The sequence below is a fragment of the Methanosarcina sp. DH1 genome (assembly GCF_020804205.1).
In the GTDB taxonomy this organism is placed as follows: Archaea; Halobacteriota; Methanosarcinia; order Methanosarcinales; family Methanosarcinaceae; genus Methanosarcina; species Methanosarcina vacuolata.
The window spans coordinates 47,348-66,445 of sequence record NZ_WJBJ01000023.1; the positions used below are offsets into that span (position 1 = coordinate 47,348).

Sequence of the window (19,098 nt, forward strand, 5' to 3'; positions counted from 1 at the left end):
CATGTTGCGTAGTCGATTGTTTCGGAATTGTCCAGCACAATGAACAGTACATTTGAAACACTCTTTTTGGCGCGCAATGCTTCCGTTCAGGCTGTTCAGACTGGCCAAACGTGCGTCCGATAACTCCTGGAAAAGTAGCTCATGATTTGTATTCTTTGAGTGGCACCCTCTCCATAAATCTTAAAATTCCGTTGAAGTTATAAAAAGGAGGAGATACTTATTTTTTGTTTTTCTCCCCAATTCATCTTATATTGAATTATTTTTATTGAATTATTTTTCTTGCTTTGCAATCGATCCCAGAAATATTTACATTCCCGGAAGGGTGGCTTGCTTGTCTATCAAAATTCAGTATGCAGGTGCTGCTTCTTCTTCGGCAAACGCTTCACGAAGTTTGTCTTCCTCTTCCTTAGACAGGTTGGATGCAATTATCTCAAACTTGAACTGTTTCATGGATTCGAAGACCTTATCCTGTACAGCATCACTGGTCATCAAAAAGAGGGCTGAGGTGCCTTCTGTAACTTTGCTGCGGACAGATCGGATAAAATCATCATTAATCCCAACATCCGCCATTGAACCGGTCAGTGCACCCAGTGTGGCTCCGACGACCAGACCAAATATGGGGACAAAAAAGATCAGGCCAAATAGCATTCCCCAAAAAGCTCCACTTAATGCGCCCGCACCTGATAAATCAGTCAATTGTTTGGTTTTTGGTTTCTTTTTACCTTCAGGCCAGGTGACTATGGCTGCATCATGCAGGTTGATCAGGTTCTGCTTGCTCAAATCCTTTACCACATCAAGTGCACGTTCTGCACCGTTAGCTGTGTCAAATTTCAGAACTGTTAAAGTTGCCATTATCAAGCTCCTTTCTGCTTTCAGATTTCTGCTTTCAGATTTCTGCTTTCAGATTTCTGCTTTCAGATTTCTGCTTTCAGATTTCTGCTTTCAGATTTCTGCTTTCAGATTCATTTCTGGTTATCGTGCCAGCCCGCCAATCAGGATTCTGGAGAAGAGCATCTCAGGTCCACAGTTTCTGGTGAGTATCCAGAGATAATTTATTTTTTGACCCAAAAAACCAGGCATATCAAAAGTCTCAGAAAGAACTATCAAAAAATAACAATTCAAGCCTGTATCCGGCTAAATTTTATATTTTCGACTCTCCCCCTTTATTGAACTGCGATATCTACCCTCAGAATTCGCGGCCCCACAATTTCAATTGTATATTTAGATTTTTATGTATATTAGATTATACCTATAATTCTATTTTAGTAGGATTTTATTAGGTTCGCTGTTCTATAGAATCTCAAGTCCATTTAAGTGCTAATATTAATTCCTGAAATCATCATATCCTTTGGAAACTGGTACTTTATTTTCATTCGAATACCCCGCTAGCTTGCTGCGGCGTGCACCAGCGCAACTTTGACTGTGATAAGCCAGATACTTGACCGGCTGAGCAGGCTAGAAGACAAGTTCCAGGAGCATGAAGAGTTAGTTTCTGGACATGGAAAAACTCCACAAGGAACAGCGCTTAAGGATGAACAAATTTATTCCCTGCTAAAAGACGTGGTTAACCCAGGGGTCGGGGTGGATATCATCAAACTGGGCCTGGTAAAGGAAGTAATAGTCGACGGACCAAATGTAGATGGATGACTAAGGTACAAAGATGAAAGAGGGATTGAATGTAAAAATGCACCTGCAAGAGAAGCAGGAATTGCGGACTCAATATTGACTTTAAGGGAACTTCTGACATTCAGGTGTTTTAAAACATCAATAAAATAAAAATGGATCATCTTCTTACAGATACAGTTTCGTTAACTTGTTGCAGGTTCTAGTGGAATAATATATGGGCCCTCTCCATCGTCTTTCACCAGAGCTCGTACACCATAGACCTCTTTTATATTCTCTACGGTGAGAACTGAAGCAGGTTTCCCAACTGCAAATATTTTACCCTCTTTCATCATGATTATTCTATCGGCATATCTCGAAGCCAGATTCAAGTCGTGAAGTGCCATGATTGCAGAGATTCCTTTGTTCTTCACGATGTTCTTAATAATCTCCATAACTTCGAGTTGATGCCTTATATCAAGATTGCTGGTTGGCTCGTCAAGAAGAAGAACACTTGCTTTCTGTGCAAGCGCCCGTGCGATAAGCACTTTTTGTTGCTGACCTCCACTGATTTCTTTAACATCTCTCATGGCAAACTCCGTTATACCAAGTAATTCCAGCACTTCAAGTACATTATCCAGGTCTTCTTTACTGCTTTTCCATCCAATGTACGGACGTCTGCCCATAAGAACGGTATCTATAACAGAAGCAGGAAAAACACCTTCAAGACTCTGCGGTACATAGCCCATTTTCCTTGCAACCTCTATTCTGCTCATTTTACTGACATTGTGATCGTCCAGTAATATGCTTCCTCTTTTCGGGCTCAGTATATGGTCGATACACCGGATAAGGGTGGATTTTCCGGTACCGTTTGGACCTACAATGCCAAGAACTTCTGCGCGATTCAATTCCAGTGATATATTCTCGAGCACAGATACGCTTTTATAAGCAAATTCAACATTGTTTACCTTCAGTTTCACCAGTATTCCCTCTTTCGTTTCATGATCATATACAGAAAAAGTGGAGCGCCCATGAAAGCAGTTATTGCTCCAACAGGAAGAATTATTGGAGCTAAAATTCTTCTTGCTACAAGGTCTGCACTGGTCAGCAGTAGTGAACCAAGAAGGCCAGATACCGGAAGAGCAAACCTGTTATCGCCTCCTACTGCAATTCGCGTGAAATGTGGAGCAACCAGGCCTATAAATCCTATTGTTCCCGTAAAGCACACAATACATGCAACCAGCAAAGTCGTTATTGACATCAGAATTATTCGGGTACGTTTGACATTTACACCCAGGCTTGCTGCGGTTTCGTCACCTGCAGCCATTAGATTGAGATCAAGCGACTTTATCATGAGCAGGGGGAGGCAGCATGTGAGTACGCCGAGAATAATAGTGATCTTAGGCCAGGAGGACCTATCAAGGTCACCTACTGTCCAGAATACTGCTTCTTTTACAGCCTCAGCTTCGCCAAAGTATTGAAGGATTGTTGTCATTGCAGCAAACAAATACATCATTGCAATGCCAGCCAGAATCATGGTTTCAGGCGTTGCACCTTTTCGGTTTGATAATCCAAGGATTATAAAAGAACATAATAGTGCGAATAGGAAAGCGTTACCTATTACAAGATAATTTCCTCCGGCAACACTTATGCCTGTAAGAATTGCAAGAGACGCCCCAAAGCCGGCACCTGAAGATATGCCAAGCGTATAGGGACTTGCAAGCGGGTTTTTGAGTACTGCCTGCGTTACACAGCCTGCAATCCCAAGCCCGAAACCAGCCACTATGCCCATGAATATTCGGGGAAGCCTGAGGTTCCATATACAAACATCGGCAAGCCAACCTGTCTCAAAATAAGCTGGAAATAACCTGTTCAGTATTGAGGAATAAGTCTCCCAGATAGAGAGGTTTGCAGATCCCATAGAGGCGGATATGCCTGATACGAGAATTATTGAGAATAGGAGGAAGAAAATAAAGAAGACCTTTTTTCCGATAAGATTATTGTACTGGCTTCTAACCTCTTCTTTAGTCAACGTATGCTGTTTCGTCTCCAAAGATACACATCCATTGCATTAGGCAATTTATTGTTTTTCATTCAGATCGTCGGGGAGATATAAACAAGACTTTCGTAGATGGTCTGCCGAAACCAAATTGCAACGGTTGCCAGTAAAGTCTCTTTCTGGTCTATTTTCCCTTCCCCATAAAATTCCGAAATCATCGCTACTGCTGTGATTGGAGAACCAAGAGATGTCATAAGCGCAATTCCCGAATGGGAAGTGAAATGTGCTCTGTGCAGTATCGGTTTCATTACCGGAAATAATCGACCAAATATCCCGAAATCAACTGTGGTACTCGCCATCAGTATGCCAGCAACCGTGAAAGGGAAAACATATATCCAGAGTTCAACAGCACGAACCACCGAAGCAATACCATGGCTTATGCTTTCTCTCCTTCTACAAGCGTCATTTTATTGAACACTTTGACAGACACGTTCACAAGCCCTGCCGCTTCAAACATGCTGATAACCTCTCCAGGGTCAGCACCATTGTAAAAGGGCAATTCTTTTCCTATCTCCTCTCCAAAGTGATGGTTTCCGGGATGAGAATGTCTAGCCGGAATGTCTGTCAGCACTTTGCCCCCGGATTTTGTCACTCTCGCCCATTCTTTAAATGCAGAAGCCGGGTTTGCCAGAGTCCAGATCAGGTGTCTACTGACAACCGCATCGAACTTCTCAGATTCAAATGAGAGATTTTCGGCATCTTCCACAACAAAATTTACGGAACTTCCGGCTATCTCCATTTTCTTTTTTGCTTTTTCCAGTTTACTCTGTGCCCAGTCTGCACCTGTGACATCATAACCCAACTCTGTCAGCAGCAGAGCTAAAAATCCGGTGCCTGTTCCCATATCCAGAATTTTCAGTTTCTGTTCGGTTCCCAGGATCTGGGTTATCGCTTCTGTCCAGAGTTCCTTTTCTTCTTCAGAGTGAACTCCATGTGCTGCAATGGCATCGTAATCGTGTTCTGCATTGTCCCACCATTCTCTAATTTGAGGTTTTACTTCCATACGTTCTCACCTATGTCCATAATAGTAAAAGTTGCAGTCATTATCTTTTTGTTATACAGGCCTTTTGCACTTTTTTCAGGGTCCCGGTGTCCAACCTTGAACATCCACTTTCCACTTTTTTCCAGTTCAATGTCAACTACGCCTTCCTGATTGGTTGGCACTTCAATAGGACTATCGCGGTTGTAGATATGTATTCCATAGACGGTTACATCCGGCAGTGGACGCTGGTCATAAAGTACTTTTAACAGGATGTGTTCTCCGACCTTATACCTCCTGTAGCTCAAAGGAATGATCTCCAGTTCATGCCCGATAATCAGGTCATATTCTGCGTGACAATCTCCTACAGGAATGATGTTTTTTGTATACTGCTGGTAATAATTTGGGCCCTCCAGTCCGGGATGAGGTAAATTGAGGATTCCGCCATCGTACTCTACTCCAATGGTGTGATATCCTTCGACAGCTGGAGTGAATTGCATCAGTAAGTGATTTTCTGTGACACTGACCTCGACTGCATGATTTTTTCCCCAGATACCAAAGACTCCAGGAGTTACTTTTTCAGTCTTAACCGCTTTGTCACTTTTCATATTATGTCCAAAGCAAAGGTCACATGCTATGGGATCTCCGGGGGAAAAATTATGCATACCGTACTCAATCCAGATTTCATGCCCACGTACGATATCGGGAAGATCTTCAACAAAAAAAGGTGAAGAGGCTTCCTTCTGGAAAGCTTTTTGAATCATGGTTCTCACTCTGGATAAGCCCAGGTTCCTTGAACCTCAATGTTATGGAACTTTTTGAGATACTCTTTGTGAATTTCTTCAGGGTTGATATCCTCAAAAAGCTCAGGATGCATGCATTTGGCAAAGTAGATACGCCCTATTACCCACCTGGGTCCCCCGATAATGTCCCTATCGATTAAGTAGACCCTGTTATTTTTCACAGCATTTACCTGCTCGAACCCTGGCCTGTTTGAAAGGACTTTTGTCAGCAGAACTTTCATATCCCCTTCTGTCTTTCCCGGACCGCTGTCAAATCCTTTCATTAAATCCGCAAACATAAAGTCAGGATTTTTCTCTATTACCCATTCAGGGTCAACTTCAATGGAAGTGCCTGCCAATCCTGTGGCGATATTGCGCCCGCCTGTTCCTTCAGCCACCTGACCTGCGCTGGGATCGTTCGGAGTTATTGCCTTCCAGTTCTCTTCTCCCCCTGACATATACTCATAGTAGAAAGTCGGCATGCTGTCAGACTTCAGGCTTCTGATTCGTTCGTTTACAAGATTTTCATAGCCCTGCATCCAGTTGAGGAGTTCATTTGCTTCTTTTTCTTTCCCCAGGGCAAAACCCATAGTTGTTAAGTCAGAGTATATTGTTTTCTTAGAGGCAAGCCCCATTACAACAACAGAGGTATTCGGAAGATTTTCGGCTATTTGGTCGGCACTTTCTGCCTGCGAGATAGGCAGCAGAACTATATCGGGATTAAGAGTCAGAATCATTTCATAATTAACCGATTGGCTGTGCACTGCAACTTCCGGAAGATCCAGAAGCCCAAACTCAGCCATACGCTCATGAAAAGCCTTGTCCACTCCTACAATCATGTCTCCTGTTCCGAGAGCAAGCAAAGCTTCCGTAGTACGGTAATCCGTGGGGATGATCCTTTTTACAGGCAGAGTTATATTTACTTGCCTGCCAACTCCATCAACAAGTGTAAGCTCTTTTGCTTTTCCAAGATTGATAAGCTCGATTTTAGTTACATCAAGTATGTTAGTACTGTTATCACACGTTGCATCTGCAAACTGCGTTTGGTTTTTGGAGCCCAGAATGATGCTTTCAGTGTATTCCACATCTTTCATATCTATGGTCTTGTCTCCGTTAGCATTTCCAAGAATGCTGAGTGTGACATTCGATACATCTTCAGAGTCAGAAAGATTCGCAGAATTAGACACATTTGCAGAAACAGACGAATTTAGGGAATCGGATGCATTTATGGAGTTTGATGCATTTACAGAATCCGATGCAAATGTGGGCAATGTAAGAAGAATCAAACCAATGATCATTCCAACCAGGAACTCTATTTTCATGTTATCACCTCTGTTTACCCCTGGCCAGACAGACAACTGCAGTCAAACCAATCAGAGAGAGTTCTATTTCAAACCCGGGTGTGGCTGTTTGTTTCGTATCTGCTTCTTGTTCTTCCCCTTCTTTTCCGTCATCATTGGAATCTCCCCAGATGGTATCGATACGTTTAGCTTCTGTGTTTCCTAGCAGTCCGTTGGAAATTATAAGGTCACCTTTACCATTACTCATCACTTCAAACCCGATTTTGGCCAGTTCTCCAGAACCACTTACGCCGGTGACTCCTTCCAGGTTAAAAATCACTCTGGCAGTCTTACTGTCAACTGAACGCCATTGCACCGGTATTTCCGTATTCCCGATACTACCGTTTTCGACGCTAACAATTTTCAGGACATCCGGATTGAATACCAGATCAAACTGTCCCGCATCAAGATTTTCAACATTATCGATACTTACAGTTGCATAAACCGTATTTCCCTTCACCAGCTCAGGCATGTTTAAGCTGACAGTTGTCTGCTGCGCCTGGCATGGGACTGCCGCAAACATCATCAGTACAGCAAAGCAAATCCCGAGGAGGGTTCCTCTCTTTAACTCCATCCATGAATTTTTTTTCATCCGATCACCCCTGAGACCTCTAAACACAGGCTGTCTTAATTCGGTCAGAACTCCACAGCTGGATAACAGATTTAATTGCCTTGTGTGCTGGAATGACAAATTATTGAAAGTGTTGCTACACCCAGTAATAATGCTACACTCGATCACAGCTACGAATCTAATGCCATTCCGGCACTTTGGAATACTAGCAGAGGAAGCTGTTTCTTTCCCATAATTTCCATAAAATTGCAGGGACTTTGTTTTTGATTACTCATACTAATTTCCAAAAAAGTATTAATTATGTAAGATATTAATCTTTCTATTTAATACTAAATTAGCCTTAAATTTTTCTTGAGTAATATTAACTTATTAGTTTTCATATTTTTATTATTACTATTATATGTTGAATTAGGAGTTTTGCAAAGATAAAGCTAAAACAAAAAATTTACGCTCTATTAATGGCGATCATACCTTTTTTCAGGGCCAGTGGTACACCTATCGAGCCAGTAGTACGCCTGTCGAAAGTGGATCTGCAAGTCGGAGACCGCAATATCCGCAGGAAAATTCGAGTAAGAGTGAATCTGGCAAATCGGCTAAAATACGCTTAAAAATGCGGAGCTTAGGTTGAACACTTGCCGGAAAAATCGCAATTTCAGAAGACTTGACATAAAAAGTTTCTTTTCCTGCAGTTGCTTAAAGTGTCTATTCTTTACCGAATTTTGAAAAACCAAAAAGGAAAATTTTTAAACATCAACTTGATATGATTTTACGGTGTTTGGCAGTTGGTCGACCAGGAGAAAATTCACAATCAATGTCTAAGCAATGATCCAGAAAAACATATACATGCGTTAGAAGAATTAGAGAATTCCTTCTCATTAATGCCAGATAAGCAACAGGCATGGAATGATTTACATAGACTGACCAATAATCAAGATTATCATGTGAGATATAGGGCTGCTAAAGCTCTTGCTTTTGCGTTTTCTCAAATGCCAGATAAACAAAAGGCATGGAATGATTTACTTAGATTAACAAATAATAAAGACAGTGATGTAAGATATAGCACGGTCGAATCTCTTGGTTCAGTGTTTTCTCAGGTACCTGATAAACAAAAGGCATGGGACGAATTGGTTAAGCTAACTTCTGATGAAGAATGGAAAGTGAGATCTAAAGCAGTTAACACTCTTCAGGCTTTGTTTTTTAATGCTCCGGATAAACAAAAAGCATGGGATGAGTTAGTTAAATTAACCTCTGATGAAGAAAGTGGTGTGAGATATCAGGCATCTTCTGCTCTTGATTCTGTGTTTCCTCAAGTTCCAGATAAACAAAAGGCATGGAAAGACTTACATGAACTAACTTTTCATGAAGATGATTATGTGAGATCTAATGCAGCTAGTGCTCTTTGTTCTGCATTTTCTGAATTACCAAATAAACAGGCCTGGGACGATTTACATAGACTGACCAATGATGAAGCCAGTTCTGTAAGATATTATGTAGCTTATGCTCTTGGTTCAGTGTTTTCTCAGGTACCTGATAAACAACAGGCTTGGAAAGACTTACATAGACTGACCAATGATGAAGATAGTAGTGTTAGGTCTAATGTTGCTTCTTCTCTTGGTTTAGTGTTTTCTCAGGTACTTGATAAACAACAAGCCTGGGACGATTTACATAAACTTACCGATGATAAAGATAGTGGTGTTAGGTCTAATGTTGCTTCTACTCTTGGTTTAGTATTTTCTCTGGTGCTTGATAAGCAGCAGGCTTGGGACGATTTACATAGACTTACAAATGATGTAGATAGGTGTGTGAGATCCAGTGCCTCCTTTTCCCTTGGCTCTGCATTTTCTCAAGTACCATATAAAGAACAGGCATTGGACGATTTAAATAGGCTGACCAAAGATGAATACTGTTCTGTTAGAACCTTCGCAAATCATTCTCTGGGGAAAGTTTCTATATTCAAGGCTTCCAAAGCAGAAAATGAAGAGAATTACAAAAAGGAATTAGAAAACGCAATTGAGTTTTTCGAAAAAGCAATAATTGGATCGCCTGATAAATGGTATAGTCTACCTAAATTTTGTCTTCTTTTTTATCGCTCATTTCACTCTATTATTTTTAAAAGGCAGGAGTCAAAAGAAGAAATTAATGAATGCTTAGCAGCAGTGAAATCTACAATTGAAGGGTCAAAGAGCAAGAAGTTGCTTTTTGAAGCTGTTCAAAACCTTGCGAGAGCATTAGATGAAATTCAAAGTCTAAAAAATCTGGACTTAGAAGCAAAAAAAAGTGAGCTTAACTCTTATAGACAATATTGTGATCTTGCAGCAGAACTGATGAAATATACTGATGACAAAGCACCCTTTGCAACAGAAGTTCTGAGAAAAGGGCTACCCATTTTGGATAGAAATTTGAAAGCGATTATCGAAGAAATTCAAAAGAAATCAAAGATTGCTTGTAAGGAATCGAAAGGAACAGAAGCAGAAGAAATTGTATGTGATATCAATAAAGAAATCCAGAATGTTATCTTTGATTATCAGGTACAATATCTAGAAGCAACTAAAATTCTAGAAGATATTTTATCTATTATAAAAATGAAAATCCCCCAAATTCCTGAAAACAAGCTAATTCTTAGCAAAATTGAAGCTGTTGATGATAGAATAATTTCTGCGGATAAGTATCATGACCTACCTCTTATTATTTCTCTGATGTCTACTGTTAAAGTGGTTCCAAAGCAAGAAATAGATCAAATACACCGTAAAATAGAATATATCTCTGGCAAGTCTGACCTTATCTATGATAAGACTATTAGGATTGATGCCAAGCTGGATGATATCAGATTCGCCATCTTTCGAATTAAACTGAATTCACATAATGTTATATCAAATCTTGACGCAATGGCAAAAGAATTGGAAAAGCTAAATAAAATTGTGAAACTAAATGAATCCTGTTTAGACAAATCGAGTTCCACCCAAGTTAAAGAATTAAATGATGTAAATAATAACATACAAGACCGCTTGGATGACTTATCAAGTTTAATTGATGACCTTCCTAAAAATAATGATATCAAGGAAATTCTAGAGAGATTGAACAAATTAAAACAATCAGATCCAGACATATTGCTACAGAGATCGTCAGGTATAGCTTCGTTAATTAGTTTTTTTGTTATGTTTGCGCAGATGTATCAGGGTTATATTTGTTAAAAAAGTCCCGAACATTAAATATGATTTTTTTGTGCAACTAAACACTCTAAAAGCCATTCACATCCTACTACTCAGAATTCTGTAGAATTGACTCATAAATTATCCCTTAAAAACGTATATTAAATACAATATTCTATTTTTAATATTGTCTAATTTTCAATAGATATATGTTTCTAAAATACATACAATGCCTGTATTTTTATAGTGTAACCGCATTATAAATCTTGTGACCATAGTATGGAAGAGCCAATACTTGACAATTTTTCATATCACTATCCACCTGACCTTTTAGCAGCTTTGATTGAAACAATTCCAACTCTTGTCAAGTCGAAGAAACTTTTACTTTCATTTTTTAGAAGTGCAGGTGTTAGTACATCTATTTTAGAACCTTATAAAGATATAATCTCAAAAGATAAGGACTCTATCAAGATGTACGATATCACACATGAATTATTGATAGCATTGAACGAGCAAGGAGATCAAGCACTTTCAGCAAGACGTAAAATTTTACAGGCAGTAGTTGATTTTGAAGACTTTGATACCTGCTGTTATGAAAATAGACGCAATGAGGCTAGGGGTTTGGTTTGGAAAGTGCGAGAAATTGTAAATAGGAAAGATAGTTTCACAAGAATGCGTATTGAAAAAGAAAACGAGAAACTCAAGAATTTTAAACATAAGGAAGCTGCTTTACTTGCAGAGCAGAATAAGAAAAGGGAACGTATTAAGAAAGTACAATCTGATTTAACTTCGTTATTTAAGGATGAAAACTCACAGAAAAGAGGTAAAGCTCTTGAAAAGGTGTTAAATGAACTATTCGATTGTTATGGAGTTTTAGTTCGTGAATCCTTCACAATATCAGGAAATAATTCTGAAGGAATTGTAGAACAGATTGATGGACTAATTGAGTTTGAAAACGTTCTTTATTTAGTTGAAATGAAATGGTGGAAATATCCCATCGGTAAATCGGAAGTTAACAACCACATAGTACGTATACAAGAGAGAGGAGGACACGTAAGAGGACTTTATATATCATTTTCGGATTATACTGAGCCATCCATTACAGCGTGCCATAATGCTTTAAATTATGGTGTAATTGTTGTGTTAGCAAAACTTGAAGAGATTTTCAGATTGCTAGAAACTGAAGCTGATTTGAAAAATTGGCTTAAAACAAAGATAACAGCCGCCCTGATCGACAAAAAACCTCTTTTACTTTAGTTTTAGGCAACTCAACTAAGGATAATAAATTATATTTTTGCTACTTAGCAGTCCAATTTTAATTATACAGCTCTCATAATACAACTACCTGTTTTACTTTCGTCATACCTGAATGTAAAAACGATTTTAACCTAACTCCCTTTTACCAGATAACTGCACAGTTACAGAATCTGGGCCGCTCGATATTTAAACATTAAAAACAAAAAAGCGCCCAGGAATTTATCTCATAAAGCGCTCACTGTGTATCCTGTACAGGATATATATTCATGCCTGCCCTTTGTTCTAAAGAATTCATTTCTTCTATACAATGGTGATCTTTTGTCTACAAAAATTAGCCGTGAAAGTTTTATTCGGTCTATAGCAGACCTTTTAAGAAAAACGGAAACCGAACTTCCTGATGATGTAGTAAACGCAATCAGGAAAGCTGAGGCCGCAGAAGAAAATCAGGTTGCAAAATTTCAGCTTCGAGCAATCCTGAAGAACCTTGAAATTGCAAAAAAACACAGAGTCCCCATGTGCCAGGACACTGGCATCATGATCTTTTTTGCAGAAATCGGGAGCGAGTTTCAGCCAGGTTTTGACCTTGAGGCTGCAATCAGGGAATCAGTGGTCCTTGCAACAGCTGAAATTCCTCTCCGGCCAAACGCAGTCGATCCCCTGACCCGAAAGAACAGCGGAAATAATACAGGGGTTGGAATTCCGGATATTCACTGGAAAATCGTCCCCGGAAACCAGTTAAAGATCACAGCTGCCCCTAAAGGCGCAGGTTCGGAAAATATGAGTTCGCTGAGGATGTTTAACCCTACAGAAACCGGAAGCATCAAAAACTTCGTGCTCGAAACCATAGTGAACGCCGGAGGAATGCCCTGCCCTCCACTGACCATCGGCGTTGGGATTGGGGGTTCTTTTGACGCAGCAGCCAGGCTTGCAAAAGAATCCCTGCTTGAGCCCCTTGACGCCCCGATGGAAGGACTGGAAAGAGAAATCTTTGAGGCTGTAAACGCCCTTGGGATAGGCTGTATGGGGCTTGGCGGCAGCACAACTGCCCTTGCAGTGCGCGTAAAAACTGCTCACTGCCACACTGCGTCCCTTCCGGTTGCAGTAAATATCCAGTGCTGGGCGAATCGACATGCTTCGGTTGTATTTGGGGGGGATGAGTAATGGAATATCACCTGAAAACTCCGCTGAAGAAAGAAGATATCGAGAGACTCAATGCCGGAGATATCGTCTATATCTCAGGAGAAATCCTGACAGCCAGGGACGAAGCCCATGCCAGAATTCTTGAAATGGGAGAAAAGAAAGAAGAACTTCCTTTTTCCCTGGAAGGTGCTGTAATCTACCACTGCGGTCCTCTTATGCAGAAAACCGAAAACGGCTGGAAAGTAGTGTCTGCTGGCCCTACAACCAGCGGCAGGATGTCAAAAATGACTCCTCCTCTCCTGATAGCCCATAAAGTTCGGGCAATTATTGGAAAAGGCGGGATGAAAGGCGTAGCTGATGCCTTGAAGAATGGGTCTGTCTATCTTGCTTATACAGGCGGATGTGCAGCTCTTGCGGCAGAGTTAATTAAGGAAGTAAAAGCCGTCCACTGGCTTGACCTTGGGATGCCTGAAGCTGTCTGGGTGCTCAGAGTGGAAGAATTCGGGCCTCTTATTGTAGGGATTGATGTAAAAGGAAAGGACATCTTTGCCGAGGTAAGGGAAAAAGCTCAAAAACAGCTTGAAAAGCAAGGGTAAGTTTTTGAAAGGCTTAAAAAACATAGAAAAAGTATTAAAATGTTTAAAACGCAGGAATAAGTTCCTAAAAGGAAGTTTCTAAAAGGCTTGAAAATCAGGGATAAGGACAGCATTTCTTCATTAGCTGACAGCAGAGATTGAGGGTGACAGGAAGATGTCGTCCGGGTCTTTACTTCACTCTCAAATAGGCTGTCGGTAGCTAATTCGGAAAACGGTTTTTTGAATAGGCTGCCGGATTAGCAGGTTCAGGAAGAAGGTTTTGCGTTTTGCAGATTTTTGAAGATATCTCAAAGTCCACTTACTTGCAATCATTTTCAAGTTGTCGGAAGGCTTTTACAAGAGATTCCATTTTTCTAACAATGATTTTCCCGAGAATGGAAAGCTCATATATCTTTTCTTCCTGAATCACGAGCCCTTTTTCCTTCAGTTTTTTAAGCTGGGGCAGGATCGCGACTGAGTTCGTATCAAGCTCATTATTGATCTCTTCAATGGTTCGAGGCTTTTCTTTGAGGAGGAGAAGCAGGTCGGTCCTTTTTTCGGAAGACAAAAGAATTGTGATCAGGTTAGATCTCATCACTTTTACTTTATAAAGGATAAATATATATTTTATCATCCTTAAATTTAAATTCCTTAATAGATTAGTTCAAGGATTTTGCTTAGTAGAAAAGTCCTGTTTTTCAAATAGTATTACCAGAAAATAGATAGACGTCTTTTACTCTCAATAAAATGAATAAAATCGAAAAAGCATATTCATCCTGCAATATATTTCAAAAAATTCATCCAACCTTAAATCCTCTCATATTCTTTCGAGCTATCGATTATTTTTATATCTCAGTTTGCGAATGAACCAGGATCTTAGACGGGAGAAAGATTGAGACAATTATGCCGAGTATCGCAAAAACCACCAGTCCCCAGAGGGAAGCTTTTATCCCGTGGATGCGAACGATTTCGTTTACTCTCAAGACCTTCTGTGAAAGGTCAGGAGAAGCATCTTTCAGGATAGCTGTCAATTCTTCATCGCTCAAAAAGCGGGCGTTATCCTCTACTGCCGATATCATGGAAGGCTTGAGATCTTCTGGAATAGCAGTACTTTCATTAATGAGGTTAGTGGCTCCTCCAACCAGGCCCACAATAACTATGGAACCCATCAGGGCAGTTCTTCTTTCTATGTCAACGCCTCCTGTAGTAAAATATAAAGGCGTAATCTCTGCGGGAAGAAGCTTATCTCATTCTGTTTATCTACAGAAAGAAGCTTACTTCATTCTGTTTATCCACAGGAAGAAGCTTACTTCATTCTGTTTATTGCAGGAAAAAGCTCACATAATTATGTTTACAGCCAGTAGACCCAGAAATTAAAGAAGAAGCAGGAAGGCATAAACTTTTTTCATTACTTAAGAACCGTAATCTATGCCACCTGCATCTTCGCTCGTTAACCCATTCTGAATGCTTCCCTTACACCCGGCAGCATGATATAGATGAGAATTAGGGTATTCGCGAGAACTGATAAATTCACATCATACCATGAACCTCCTGTAACCAGTAACACAAAATCAATGCACAGGTTGAATATCGTAATAATAGCCAGAAACATCCAGGCTTGCTGGTCCACCTGCCAGAGCATCTGAGCCAGCCACACCCATATGTAGGCGAGCAGGCCATAAAGCAGTGCATACCATAGATTGAAAACACGGCCCTCGATTACCCCTAAAAAGGGCAAAAAGCCGAGAAACCGAAGCATTACAATAGCGTTTAAAAACGCCAGAACAACAGCTACAAAAGTTAGTATTGTGACACCAATAGGTCTTTCCATACTTAAATCCCCCCTGTCCTGCGATAGCCTGCGTCAGGTTCTCATTTTTAATCCCCAGATAAGTGACCCGATTCCTCCGAGAATAAGGAAAAAACCGAATATCCATGGTAAGAACAGGACCCCTACCAGAGAATTGGTTAGAAGAAGCAGGCCGATAATTATGGTGAGGACACCGATGATTCCTATTCCCCACCCTCCTCCTTTAAGGGCCAGGACAATTTTTACGACCCCGTTGATAATAGCCCATACCCCTATGAAAATAACGAATAATGTAAGGACTATGAAAGGACTGTAGATTGGGTATGTCAGTATAACAACTCCTGCAATAATGCTCAGGATACCCGAAAGCAATTTCCATACCCTATTTCCCGAAAATATCAGAGCCCCTATGACAGAAAGAATCCCTTCTGCCAGCCAGAAAATACCAAGAATCTGTACAAGAAAAACAGTGGTTGCTGCAGGCCTGTATAGGAGGAATACTCCTACAAGTATGGCAATGATCCCTTCCAGAAGAACCACCCACCAGGGTACCTGCAGTATTTCATACCCAATTTCATATTCAGATTCAATTGATTGTTCCGTAACATCAGCTGGTTGTTCCATATAGTCCACTCCCCAAACATTAGTTCTTCAACCAGTACTCCCTGCGGCTGGAATAATACCTGAGCACCGTCAAAGGAATATCTTTTGTCCCATATGGGACTTCGTGCTTCTGGATGATTTATTTGCTTTTAGAAATAGCCCGAGTCAAAGAGAATATCCTTCCCCCTCTCAAAGAAGAATAGTCTCCTTCTCCAGGTTCAATTCATCGATGGAGTCAGCCATGATTGTGCAATCTCCCCTCATAAATACCGCATAACATTGCTGTTAAAGAACATTGACTGAATGCACTTTTACTAAATGCAATTTTAATGAATACGCTTTTTCCATCGCGAATTACCGGTATGACGCAGGCTAACGTAAAATGTTTATTTATCGCTCAACATCACAAGATAGGATACTATAAAATATAGGTTTTCAATATTTATCCATCTTCAAGCTTTACCAGAGACGAAGCAGTGGTCTAAATAATTATATATTAATTATTATATATAAACTATTTTATTATTTGTTTTCAAAATGTTTTCGAGTTAATAAAAAATGTTCGATAACATTCCGCAGGCAAGCAGATAAAAGAGAAAACAGGTAAATAAGGAAGCTGTTTAAATAGTATCTCATCGTCCAGAGGATCAGTAATGAATCCGACAAATCAACGGGATATTCCCCTTTATATCTATCATGCCGGGCAGTGTGACCCGAAAAAATGCACCGGAAGGAAATTGGCTCGCTTTGACCTTGCCCGTCTTTACGACAGGATCTCAAGGTTGCCAAGGTCAGCGATCCTTCTTGACCCTACTGCAGAAAAAGCCATTTCTCCTGCCGACGATTACAGAAAAGGTATCATCGTACTCGATTGCTCCTGGGAAGAAGTGGAAAGGGTTTTTCCCGAACTTGCGAAGCTGAACCTTGAGCACAGGGCCCTTCCATACCTGCTTGCAGGCAATCCTGTAAATTTCGGAAGGCCCTTCAAACTTAATTCAGCCGAAGCTTTTGCAGCAGCTCTCTACATTCTGGGGCATAAAGAACAGGCTGAAAAAGTCCTCTCCAAGTTTAACTGGGGGCACAGTTTTCTTGAACTCAATAAGGAACCGCTTGAAGAGTATGCAACCGCAAAGAACAGTACGGAGATCGTGGAAATTCAGAGTCATTACTTCTAATTACCTATTGTCTATTATCTCTGACTATCCATTGTCCATTATCTCTGACTATCCATTGTCTATTATCTCTTACTATCCATTGTCCAGTATCTTTGACTATATATTGTCTATTATCTCTTACTATCCATTGTCCAGTATCTTTGACTATATATTGTCCATAATTTCTGAATATCCACTATTTTCAACTATTTTTAAAAACCAGCAAATTCGGGCTTATTCTAAGAAAAATACTCTTAAAAGACCTGAAATGAAGAAAAGGGTGTTTGCGCAATGAACGTACCTGTGAAAGCAGAGGCCAGAAAACAGATAGGAGTTATAGGTGCAGGGGCTTGCTGCAGCGAGGTCAGGGCTCTTGCAGAAAGGGTGGGAAGAGAGATCGCAAAAAGAGGGGCGGTTCTGCTCTGCGGAGGTCTGGGCGGAGTTATGGAGGCTGCTGCATACGGAGCAAAGCAGGAAGGAGGAATAACCCTGGGGATTTTGCCCGGAGCCCTGAGGGAAGAAGCAAATCTCTGGATAGATATTGCGGTTGTTAGCGGAATGGGGCATGCCAGAAATGCTCTTATAGCGCAGTCCTCGGATGCATTGATTGCGGTTAATGGAGAATACGGAACACTTTCGGAGATAGCTCTGGGTCTGAAGATGGGGAAACCTGTAGTCGTGGTTGAACCAGGCTGGAAAATCGAAGGCGTTCACAGGGCAAAAAATCCGGAAGAAGCCGTAGAACTTGCTTTCAGGCTGATTGAAGATAAGGGAGCATCTTTAAAGGGAAGTACTGGGGAAAAGTACTAAAAAAACAGCTAAATACAGTTTAATACCGTTAAATAAAGTTAAATACAGCTTAATACATCTTAATACAGTTTAATACTTCTTAATAATTCTTAATACATCCTAATATACCCTAATACATCTTAATACCGCTAAAACACAGCTAAATACCGCTTAATACAACTAAAACACAGTTAAAAAACAGCTAAATACGTATCCTCTTCAAATTGAGTGGAAACCCCTCAATTTCCACTCACTGAGCTTTTTCTCTGATGATTTGAGCTAAAGATGGCATCTCACATATACTGCTGACTCTATCGCATATGTACTGATATGCACTTACCCCCAGTTTCTTTGCTGTCTGAATAATCGTCATAAATGTATCATTTGCTTTTGTTCCTTCCTCTGTTATGGTTTGAAGGCTCACATCTCTTTTTCTGACCTTTGCTCTTGCTGCCAGTTCCGCTGCATTGTTATGCAGCGGAATCTCTGGCAAAATCAGTACCTTTAACAACTGTTCCTTGTTCTCTTTCGTCTTAGCGATTCTTTCATCCAGCTGTTCATATCCTGTTTTGGTAGAAAACAACTGATCAAACTTAATGGATAATTGCTCCGCTACCTCTGAATCTGGTTTTATTCTAAACTTACAAAGCTCACCATAAAAGTCCCAGTACCTGTCCAGAAAAGCTTCCAGCTTTTCTCTATGATAAGGAACTACTGGCCTCAATTTCTTGTAGTTTCTACCATCATGAATCCAGCAAAGAGCATGATGATATGCAATTTGCCTGAATTGACGTGCATCATCACTCAAAAGTGTGGTAACCACAGGTATGTTTGTCATCTGATGATATGCCGCAATTGCACCGGCTTCAAGAACTTTCTTCTTAGTAGTTTTTCTACCATGCAAAAAAATACAATCCAGTTTTCGACGCATTTCCTCGTCACTGAATATTTTGTTTTTTAAAGAAGAGAGCTTTTCTATCCATCTTTGGGAAACATTAAACGTTTTCATTAGATCAAATGCTTCCTCATTAAAGCAGTACGTTTTTTCTTTTCCACATAAAAGCACATCTAAAATGGTTTCCCGGTTCTTATTTGGAACTGTAAAATAAGCAGCATAATAAAGATTGCAAAGAATCTGAGTATAATAATTGACACCATTGACTCTTGCACCTGTATCATCAATCTGCTGATAAGGCGTAGCCTTAAGACCTTCCAGAAAAATCTCGGCTTTCTCCTGATGAAAAATATCAATATCTTTTGTCAAGATTCGAGAAATAGTGGCTTTAGA

20 protein-coding genes and 2 pseudogenes are annotated in these 19,098 nt (G+C 40.3%); 9 read left to right on the top strand and 13 right to left on the bottom strand.

Going from position 1 to position 19,098, the window contains the following annotated elements; all coding sequences use genetic code 11:
• Window positions 1-345: 345 nt before the first annotated feature.
• On the bottom strand, window positions 346-852 hold the full coding sequence (locus FXW07_RS13220; RefSeq protein WP_229395846.1) for a DUF1269 domain-containing protein: 507 nt from the start codon (window positions 850-852) through the stop codon (window positions 346-348).
• 570 nt (window positions 853-1,422) lie between these two features.
• Here FXW07_RS13220 and FXW07_RS19365 point away from each other — a divergent pair.
• Both FXW07_RS19365 and FXW07_RS13230 read left to right on the top strand, forming a co-directional pair.
• Window positions 1,423-1,626: pseudogene (locus FXW07_RS19365) on the top strand (serine O-acetyltransferase); the annotation flags it as partial.
• A 15-nt stretch (window positions 1,627-1,641) separates the two neighbouring features.
• A pseudogene (locus FXW07_RS13230) lies at window positions 1,642-1,776 on the top strand (IS1 family transposase); the annotation flags it as partial.
• A gap of 32 nt (window positions 1,777-1,808) precedes the next feature.
• Here the strand turns inward: FXW07_RS13230 and FXW07_RS13235 are convergent.
• The 7 genes from FXW07_RS13235 to FXW07_RS13265 are packed head-to-tail and all read right to left on the bottom strand — an operon-like array spanning window position 1,809 to window position 7,354.
• The gene (locus tag FXW07_RS13235; RefSeq protein ID WP_346655661.1) at window positions 1,809-2,582 is read right to left on the bottom strand and encodes an ABC transporter ATP-binding protein; all 774 of its coding nucleotides are present in this window, start codon (window positions 2,580-2,582) and stop codon (window positions 1,809-1,811) included.
• Window positions 2,579-3,655: an iron ABC transporter permease gene (locus tag FXW07_RS13240; RefSeq protein ID WP_229395847.1), complete on the bottom strand. Its 1,077-nt coding sequence runs from the start codon at window positions 3,653-3,655 to the stop codon at window positions 2,579-2,581. Before FXW07_RS13240 ends, FXW07_RS13235 begins: the two co-directional genes overlap by 4 nt.
• 41 nt (window positions 3,656-3,696) lie before the next feature.
• Window positions 3,697-4,020 carry a hypothetical protein gene (locus FXW07_RS13245; protein ID WP_229395848.1) on the bottom strand — a complete coding sequence of 108 codons (324 nt, stop codon included), beginning with the start codon at window positions 4,018-4,020 and terminating at the stop codon, window positions 3,697-3,699.
• 17 nt (window positions 4,021-4,037) lie between these two features.
• The gene (locus FXW07_RS13250) at window positions 4,038-4,664 is read right to left on the bottom strand and encodes a class I SAM-dependent methyltransferase (protein WP_229395849.1); all 627 of its coding nucleotides are present in this window, start codon (window positions 4,662-4,664) and stop codon (window positions 4,038-4,040) included.
• Window positions 4,655-5,404 (bottom strand): DUF4198 domain-containing protein, encoded by a 750-nt coding sequence (locus FXW07_RS13255; RefSeq protein ID WP_229395850.1) that lies wholly within the window; start codon window positions 5,402-5,404, stop codon window positions 4,655-4,657. The genes FXW07_RS13250 and FXW07_RS13255 overlap by 10 nt, the downstream gene beginning before the upstream one ends.
• 5 nt (window positions 5,405-5,409) lie before the next feature.
• Window positions 5,410-6,744, bottom strand: a complete 1,335-nt coding sequence (locus FXW07_RS13260) for an ABC transporter substrate-binding protein (protein WP_229395851.1) — start codon at window positions 6,742-6,744, stop codon at window positions 5,410-5,412.
• Window positions 6,745-6,748: 4 nt separating this feature from the next.
• Window positions 6,749-7,354, bottom strand: a complete 606-nt coding sequence (locus FXW07_RS13265) for a cohesin domain-containing protein (protein ID WP_229395852.1) — start codon at window positions 7,352-7,354, stop codon at window positions 6,749-6,751.
• Between the two features lie 437 nt (window positions 7,355-7,791).
• Here FXW07_RS13265 and FXW07_RS13270 point away from each other — a divergent pair, with 437 nt between their 5' ends.
• From FXW07_RS13270 to FXW07_RS13290, 5 genes are all read left to right on the top strand, one after another.
• Window positions 7,792-7,941 (top strand): hypothetical protein, encoded by a 150-nt coding sequence (locus FXW07_RS13270; RefSeq protein ID WP_156151019.1) that lies wholly within the window; start codon window positions 7,792-7,794, stop codon window positions 7,939-7,941.
• A gap of 174 nt (window positions 7,942-8,115) precedes the next feature.
• On the top strand, window positions 8,116-10,524 hold the full coding sequence (locus tag FXW07_RS13275) for a HEAT repeat domain-containing protein (RefSeq protein ID WP_229395853.1): 2,409 nt from the start codon (window positions 8,116-8,118) through the stop codon (window positions 10,522-10,524).
• A 237-nt stretch (window positions 10,525-10,761) separates the two neighbouring features.
• Window positions 10,762-11,739, top strand: coding sequence for a restriction endonuclease (locus tag FXW07_RS13280; protein WP_229395854.1), 978 nt, complete (start codon window positions 10,762-10,764; stop codon window positions 11,737-11,739).
• Between the two features lie 318 nt (window positions 11,740-12,057).
• Complete coding sequence (locus tag FXW07_RS13285; protein ID WP_229395855.1) at window positions 12,058-12,900, top strand: fumarate hydratase; 843 nt, start codon at window positions 12,058-12,060, stop codon at window positions 12,898-12,900.
• Window positions 12,900-13,475 carry a FumA C-terminus/TtdB family hydratase beta subunit gene (locus FXW07_RS13290; RefSeq protein ID WP_229395856.1) on the top strand — a complete coding sequence of 192 codons (576 nt, stop codon included), beginning with the start codon at window positions 12,900-12,902 and terminating at the stop codon, window positions 13,473-13,475. Before FXW07_RS13285 ends, FXW07_RS13290 begins: the two co-directional genes overlap by 1 nt.
• A gap of 298 nt (window positions 13,476-13,773) precedes the next feature.
• On the opposite strand, the gene FXW07_RS13295 is transcribed toward FXW07_RS13290, so the two are convergent.
• From FXW07_RS13295 to FXW07_RS13310, 4 genes are all read right to left on the bottom strand, one after another.
• Window positions 13,774-14,049, bottom strand: coding sequence for an ArsR family transcriptional regulator (locus FXW07_RS13295; RefSeq protein ID WP_229395857.1), 276 nt, complete (start codon window positions 14,047-14,049; stop codon window positions 13,774-13,776).
• A 250-nt stretch (window positions 14,050-14,299) separates the two neighbouring features.
• Window positions 14,300-14,623: a hypothetical protein gene (locus FXW07_RS13300; protein ID WP_229395858.1), complete on the bottom strand. Its 324-nt coding sequence runs from the start codon at window positions 14,621-14,623 to the stop codon at window positions 14,300-14,302.
• A gap of 281 nt (window positions 14,624-14,904) precedes the next feature.
• Window positions 14,905-15,285 carry a hypothetical protein gene (locus FXW07_RS13305; RefSeq protein WP_229395859.1) on the bottom strand — a complete coding sequence of 127 codons (381 nt, stop codon included), beginning with the start codon at window positions 15,283-15,285 and terminating at the stop codon, window positions 14,905-14,907.
• 33 nt (window positions 15,286-15,318) lie between these two features.
• Window positions 15,319-15,888, bottom strand: a complete 570-nt coding sequence (locus tag FXW07_RS13310) for an HdeD family acid-resistance protein (protein WP_229395860.1) — start codon at window positions 15,886-15,888, stop codon at window positions 15,319-15,321.
• A gap of 632 nt (window positions 15,889-16,520) precedes the next feature.
• On the opposite strand from FXW07_RS13310, the gene FXW07_RS13315 reads away from it, so the two are divergent.
• Both FXW07_RS13315 and FXW07_RS13320 read left to right on the top strand, forming a co-directional pair.
• Window positions 16,521-17,042 (top strand): DUF367 family protein, encoded by a 522-nt coding sequence (locus tag FXW07_RS13315; RefSeq protein ID WP_229395861.1) that lies wholly within the window; start codon window positions 16,521-16,523, stop codon window positions 17,040-17,042.
• A 270-nt stretch (window positions 17,043-17,312) separates the two neighbouring features.
• Window positions 17,313-17,831: a TIGR00725 family protein gene (locus FXW07_RS13320; protein ID WP_229395862.1), complete on the top strand. Its 519-nt coding sequence runs from the start codon at window positions 17,313-17,315 to the stop codon at window positions 17,829-17,831.
• 229 nt (window positions 17,832-18,060) lie between these two features.
• Here the strand turns inward: FXW07_RS13320 and FXW07_RS13325 are convergent, their stop codons facing one another.
• On the bottom strand, window positions 18,061-19,074 hold the full coding sequence (locus tag FXW07_RS13325; protein ID WP_229395582.1) for a transposase: 1,014 nt from the start codon (window positions 19,072-19,074) through the stop codon (window positions 18,061-18,063).
• Window positions 19,075-19,098: the final 24 nt, after the last annotated feature.